The sequence below is a fragment of the Solidesulfovibrio sp. C21 genome (assembly GCF_047785625.1).
GTDB lineage: Bacteria > Desulfobacterota > Desulfovibrionia > Desulfovibrionales > Desulfovibrionaceae > Solidesulfovibrio.
On the sequence record NZ_JBLODY010000167.1, the window covers coordinates 1 to 766 of the forward strand.

The window sequence follows — 766 nt, forward strand, 5'->3', positions numbered from 1 at the left end:
CCGGCACGATGTCGAGCTTCTCGCTGACTTCCTCGCCGATGCGGACCAGGACCGCGCCGCAAGGGCAAACCTTCTCCGATTCCGGCAGGTCGTGGACGATCTCCACCCGGGGCAGATCGGCGGGAATGGGTCGGCGACCACGCTTGCCACGGGTGTGGGCCGGGGCGCAGGCTTCCTCGAAGGTTTGCGGCGTCTGCTCTTGCACCGCCTGCTCGGCCTCGTCGAACAAGGAGAGCTGCTGTTCCTGGCCGGTGCGGGGCTTTTTCTCGGACTTCGGGCCGTAGATGATCAGGTTCAGAAGACGAAGGCGCTGCTCCAACTGGACAATCTGCGCCTGATGATCGGCGATGACGCTTTTGAGGACGGCGGGGTCGTCTGGGAGGGAATTGATGTCCACAGCCCGAACAATATGTCATTATTATTCAATTTAATCAAGGTAATACTTGTCAAAAGACCGTCGAATACTCCAGACGGGAATGCCCTTTTACGGCCAGGGGATCCAGGCCGTCGAGCAGCCAGATAAGCTGCCTTGAGTCGATGGCCAGCACCTCGGCCGCGCGGGTCGGCCAGCGAAACACATGCCGCTCCAGGCGCTTGTGCCACAGGCAAAAGCCGTTACGATCCCAGTAGAGCAGCTTGATGATGGTCCGGCTGCGGTTGCAAAAGCCGAACAGATGGCCCGCGAACGGATCGAGTTGCATCTGCCGCGAAACCAGGATGGACAGGCCGTCGATGGATTTGCGCATGTCCGTGGCTCCCAGGGCCA

At 60.7% G+C, this 766-nt stretch carries 1 protein-coding gene and 1 pseudogene; both read right to left on the reverse strand.

Annotation, left to right across the window (positions count from 1 at the left end; genetic code table 11):
- Positions 1 to 397 (reverse strand): annotated as a pseudogene (locus ACMZ6R_RS20490) (IS66 family transposase); the annotation flags it as partial.
- A 49-nt stretch (positions 398 to 446) separates the two neighbouring features.
- A partial coding sequence (gene tnpB / locus ACMZ6R_RS20495) for an IS66 family insertion sequence element accessory protein TnpB (protein ID WP_416114810.1) occupies positions 447 to 766 on the reverse strand: 320 nt, incomplete at its 5' end.